Consider the following 4553-nt stretch of genomic DNA (forward strand, 5'->3'; position numbering starts at 1 on the left):
ATTCTGCCGACTAAAGGACTTCCGCCGCGTCCCAACCCGCTACGACAAGCTCGCCAGAAACTTCCTCTCCGCCGTCGCCCTGGCCGCTCTCGTCGCCTTCTGGCTATGATTGAGTCTGAACCCTAGACTTTGTCAACAGATCCTAGGCATTTTTGGAAGCCAATCACCCCGATAAGGGGGCAATTTTGCATGCCGGTTCACAAATTTGATGGACATGTCCAAGCGGCATGCATATCTTTGGCTGCAATGGATTCGGCTCGATAGACTCTTTTTCGTCAATCGACTTATCTTCTCGTCTCCGCTAAACAATAGCCCATCGCAGTGTGGGGTCAGTTATTCTTCGGAGCGTTTTTCTTGAAGGGCATTATTCTTGCAGGCGGCAGCGGAACGAGGCTTTACCCGCTCACCATGGCCGTTTCAAAACAGATCCTGCCTGTCTATGACAAGCCGATGATCTATTATCCGCTGAGCGTGTTGATGCTTGGCGATATCCGCGAAATCCTAATCATCTCTACACCGCGTGACTTGCCTGTCTTCCAGGACTTGCTCGGCGACGGGTCCGCTTTCGGCCTATCCCTCTCCTATGCTGAGCAGCGCTCCCCCAACGGGCTGGCAGAGGCCTTCATCATAGGTCGGGACTTTGTCGGCAAGGATCCTTGCGCACTCATTCTTGGCGACAACATCTATTATGGTGCGGGCCTGTCTACAATCGCAAGGCGGGCTGCAGCCCAGACCGATGGTGCCACTGTCTTTGCCTATCATGTAGTGGATCCGGAGCGTTACGGCGTCGTTGAGTTCGATCCGCAGACGCGGACGGCGCTCGGCATTGAGGAGAAGCCGATGCAACCCAAGTCGAATTGGGCGGTGACCGGCCTCTATTTTTATGACAATAACGTTCTCGATATCGCGGCGAGTGTAAAACCGTCTCGGCGCGGCGAGCTGGAAATCACGGACGTTAACATGGCTTATTTACAAGCAGGTAAGCTGCGAGTGGAAACGCTGGGCCGAGGCTATGCCTGGCTGGACACTGGCACCGTAGACAGCATGCATGAGGCCTCAGCTTTCGTTCGGACCATTGAACACCGTCAGGGTTTCAAGGTGGCCTGTCTGGAGGAGGTTGCGTTCGAAAACGGTTGGCTGTCCAGTGAACAGGTCTTGGCGCGTGCAGATGTTTTCGGCAAATCCGGTTACGGTGCCTATTTGCGCAAATGCGTCGAGGAGAAGAAATAGTGCCGCAGTTCAATCCTCTTGGCCTGGATGGGGTGATCGAGATCCTGCCTGATCGCCATCGAGATCTAAGGGGCTTCTTCTCCGAGACCTACAATGCGCGCGTCTTCGCCGAGGCCGGCATCACGCTTGAGTTCGTCCAGGACAATTATTCCTTATCCACCGAAAAGGGTGTTTTGCGGGGGCTGCATTTCCAAACCCCGCCCTTCGCCCAGGACAAGTTGGTTCGGGTGTCGCGCGGCGCTGTGTTCGATGTCATCGTCGATATCCGCAAAGGATCGCCTACCTTTGCCAAATGGGTCGGAGTGGAGATTTCGGCAGCAAAATGGAACCAAGTCCTGGTGCCCAAGGGCTTTGCCCATGGCTTCGTAACAACGGAGCCCAACACGGAGTTACTCTATAAGGTGACCGACTATTATTCCCGGGAATGCGACCGTTCGATCAATTTTAACGATCCGGAGATCGGAGTCGACTGGCCGGTCGATCGGTCCTCCGTTATCCTGTCGGAGAAAGACAAGACGGCACCACTGCTCGCAGATATAGAGACCGGTTTTGTATACGGAGACTAGCCAATGCGGTTTCTGATCACCGGCGGGGCCGGTTTTATTGGGTCGGCCGTGTGTCGGCATGTGGCATCTGATCCGTCGAATTTTGTCCTGAACTTTGACAAGCTGACCTATGCAGGCAACCTCGCATCCCTGAAATCCATCGACAATCAGCCGAACTACAAGTTCGTTCGGGGAGACATTTGCGACGGAGCACGTGTACTGGACCTGTTGCGCGCCCATGACATCGACATTGTCATGCACCTTGCCGCCGAAAGCCATGTGGACCGTTCCATCGACGGGCCCAATGCCTTCATCCAGACGAACGTGGTCGGCACGTTCCAGATGCTCAACGCCGCCAGGACCTATTATGAGGAGCTGAGCAGCGAGAAGCGAAAGTCCTTCCGCTTCCATCACATTTCCACCGACGAGGTGTTCGGTGATCTGCCTTTTGATAGCGGCGTCTTCACCGAAGAGACGCCCTACGCTCCCTCTTCGCCCTATTCTGCTTCCAAGGCATCATCGGATCATCTGGTGCGCGCCTGGCACGAGACCTACGGCTTGCCGGTGGTGCTCTCCAATTGCTCCAACAATTATGGCCCCTTCCATTTCCCAGAAAAGCTCATTCCACTGGTCATTCTCAATGCCCTGGATGAGCGTGAGCTGCCGGTCTATGGCAAAGGTGAAAACGTGCGCGACTGGCTCTTTGTGGAGGACCACGCCCGGGCTCTGCATCTGATCGCGACAGCCGGCGTGCTGGGCGAAAGCTACAATATCGGCGGTAATGCGGAGCGGCGGAACATCGATGTGGTGTCCAGTATTTGCGCCATCCTCGACCGCAAGCGCCCTCGGGTCAACGGGGCATTTTACGCTGATCTCATTCGAATGGTCAGCGACCGCCCGGGACACGACCGGCGCTATGCGATCGATGCCTCGAAGATTAAGCGGGAGCTCGATTGGGAACCGTCCCAGACATTCGAAAGCGGCCTTGAAGCGACTGTCGACTGGTATCTCGAAAATGACTGGTGGTGGGGACCCATCCGTGAGAAACAGGGCTATCAGCGTCTTGGAACCCTACGGCCGGGAGAAAACATTTCTGAAAGCGCCCTATGAAAATCCTGATCACCGGTAAGGAGGGGCAGGTGGCTCGCTGTCTCGCAGACAAGGCGACGGACCATCCGGCGCTGGACCTGGTTTTTGCCGCGCGTTCGGGAACCGAAGTGGTGCTGGATCTAGCTGAGCCGGAGACCATCCGCGCTGCGGTGCGCGGCGTTCGGCCGGACGTGATCCTCAACGCGGCTGCCTATACGGGGGTAGATCAGGCCGAGGACGAGCCAGAGCTCGCCATGGCGATCAATGGAGTGGCGCCGGGCATCCTGGCGCAGGAAGCTGCCGCTCTGGGCGCTCGGATCATCCAGATCTCGACCGACTATGTCTTTGATGGCGAGAAGGACAGCCCCTATCTGCCGTCAGATCCGGTCAACCCGATTGGCGTTTACGGCAAGACCAAGCTGGCCGGCGAGGAAGCCGTGCGGGCGGCGACGCCCGATTTCCTCATCGTCCGCACTGCTTGGGTCTATAGTTCCTATGGCGAGAATTTCTACAAGACCATGCTTCGCCTGGCCGAAACCCGCGACAAAATTTCCGTGGTCGACGACCAGATCGGTAATCCGACCTCGGCATATGACATTGCAGATGGGCTTCTAGCCATTTGCGCCGACTGGGCTGCCGGGGGCCGGAAAAATCTCGGTGAAACGATTCACCTCGTTGGCCCGAAAGCGATGACCTGGTGCAGCTTCGCGCGCCAGATTTTCGCCGAGAGTGCTGCGACCGGCGGGCCAAGCTGTCAGGTCAAGGCTATAACGACTGCAGATTACCCGACCAAAGCTAAGCGGCCAAGGAATTCGAGATTGCTCTGATCCCTGAAAACTGGATCGTGTTTGACCGGAGTTTTCCGCGATAGGATCCCGGCTGGGCCAAGGAGCAGAAGCGATGAAGGCGTCAAAGTTTTCGGTCGCGCAGAAGGCGTTCATTCTGAAGCAGAGCGACGATGGTGTTCCAGTCGCGGAGATCTGCTGGAAGGCTGGGATCAGCCAGGCGACATATTTCAACTGGAAGAAGAAGCACGCCAGGTTGCTGCCGTACGAGTTGCGGGCGCGGCTATTTCCTCCAGCGAGCCAGAAAGCCATCCTATCTTTTACCTGCGGTCAGGCAACGATGCTGATTGGTGTGTCCGACGGCTATCTGCGTCAACTTGCCCTGGTTGGCGGCGGCTCCTCCCCTGCCACGGACGAGCGCCGCCGCCGCTTCTATCCGCTCGCCGAGATCAATGCCCTGCGAGCTCATCTGGTGTCCCAGCATGGCGCCGGCACGACCAAAACCCGGGCCTTATCCGAGGCAACGCGATCGGGCCCGCGGCGAGCAGTTTCGGGTCATCTCCATCAACAATTTCAAAGGCGGCTCGGGCAAGACCTCCACTTCCACCTACCTGGCACAATATCTCGCCATGCAGGGCAACCGGGTGCTGGTGGTGGTTCTCGACCCGCAGGCCTCTCTCTCCTCGCTGCTCGGCTATCAGCCGGAATTCGATCTTAACGGCAACGACACGATCTACGGTGCCATCCGTTATGACGACGAGCATGCGCCGCTTGAAACGTAAGCGCGAAGCTGCGGCCGTTCAGCTCTTGTAGTTCCAGGGCATGAGAGCGCCGATGTCGCTATTGGGCCAACCGTTGGCGATGCGCTCGAGGGTCTGTGTGAGCCAGGCGTGGGGATCAAGCT

5 protein-coding genes and 3 pseudogenes are annotated in these 4553 nt (G+C 57.3%); 7 read left to right on the forward strand and 1 reads right to left on the reverse strand.

Annotation, left to right across the window (positions count from 1 at the left end; genetic code table 11):
• From HK439_RS26085 to HK439_RS26115, 7 genes and pseudogenes are all read left to right on the forward strand, one after another.
• Nucleotides 1-109 (forward strand): annotated as a pseudogene (locus tag HK439_RS26085) (IS5/IS1182 family transposase); the annotation flags it as partial.
• Between the two features lie 245 nt (nt 110-354).
• Entirely contained in the window at nt 355-1230 is an 876-nt protein-coding gene (rfbA, locus tag HK439_RS26090) for a glucose-1-phosphate thymidylyltransferase RfbA (RefSeq protein ID WP_190294418.1), read from the forward strand.
• On the forward strand, nt 1230-1796 hold the full coding sequence (rfbC, locus tag HK439_RS26095; protein WP_328804249.1) for a dTDP-4-dehydrorhamnose 3,5-epimerase: 567 nt from the start codon (nt 1230-1232) through the stop codon (nt 1794-1796). Before rfbA ends, rfbC begins: the two co-directional genes overlap by 1 nt.
• A 3-nt stretch (nt 1797-1799) precedes the next feature.
• Nucleotides 1800-2885 (forward strand): dTDP-glucose 4,6-dehydratase, encoded by a 1086-nt coding sequence (gene rfbB, locus HK439_RS26100; RefSeq protein ID WP_190294420.1) that lies wholly within the window; start codon nt 1800-1802, stop codon nt 2883-2885.
• A complete protein-coding gene (gene rfbD, locus HK439_RS26105) occupies nt 2882-3691 on the forward strand; it encodes a dTDP-4-dehydrorhamnose reductase (protein WP_190294421.1) in 810 nt (269 codons plus the stop codon). The genes rfbB and rfbD overlap by 4 nt, the downstream gene beginning before the upstream one ends.
• Before the next feature lie 73 nt (nt 3692-3764).
• A pseudogene (locus HK439_RS26110) lies at nt 3765-3926 on the forward strand (transposase); the annotation flags it as partial.
• Nucleotides 3900-4425 (forward strand): annotated as a pseudogene (locus HK439_RS26115) (AAA family ATPase); the annotation flags it as partial. The pseudogenes HK439_RS26110 and HK439_RS26115, both read left to right, overlap by 27 nt.
• A 24-nt stretch (nt 4426-4449) precedes the next feature.
• On the opposite strand, the gene HK439_RS26120 reads toward HK439_RS26115, so the two are convergent.
• The coding region (locus HK439_RS26120; protein ID WP_190294281.1) for a transposase domain-containing protein at nt 4450-4553 on the reverse strand (104 nt) is incomplete at its 5' end.

The organism is Roseibium aggregatum (genome assembly GCF_014692675.1).
In the GTDB taxonomy this organism is placed as follows: Bacteria; Pseudomonadota; Alphaproteobacteria; order Rhizobiales; family Stappiaceae; genus Roseibium; species Roseibium aggregatum_C.

Coding starts and splice junctions, on each gene's coding strand:
- rfbD (WP_190294421.1), top strand. CDS start 2,882: ATGAAAATCCTGATCACCGGTAAGGAGGGGCAGGTGGCTCGCTGTCTC.
- rfbB (WP_190294420.1), top strand. CDS start 1,800: ATGCGGTTTCTGATCACCGGCGGGGCCGGTTTTATTGGGTCGGCCGTG.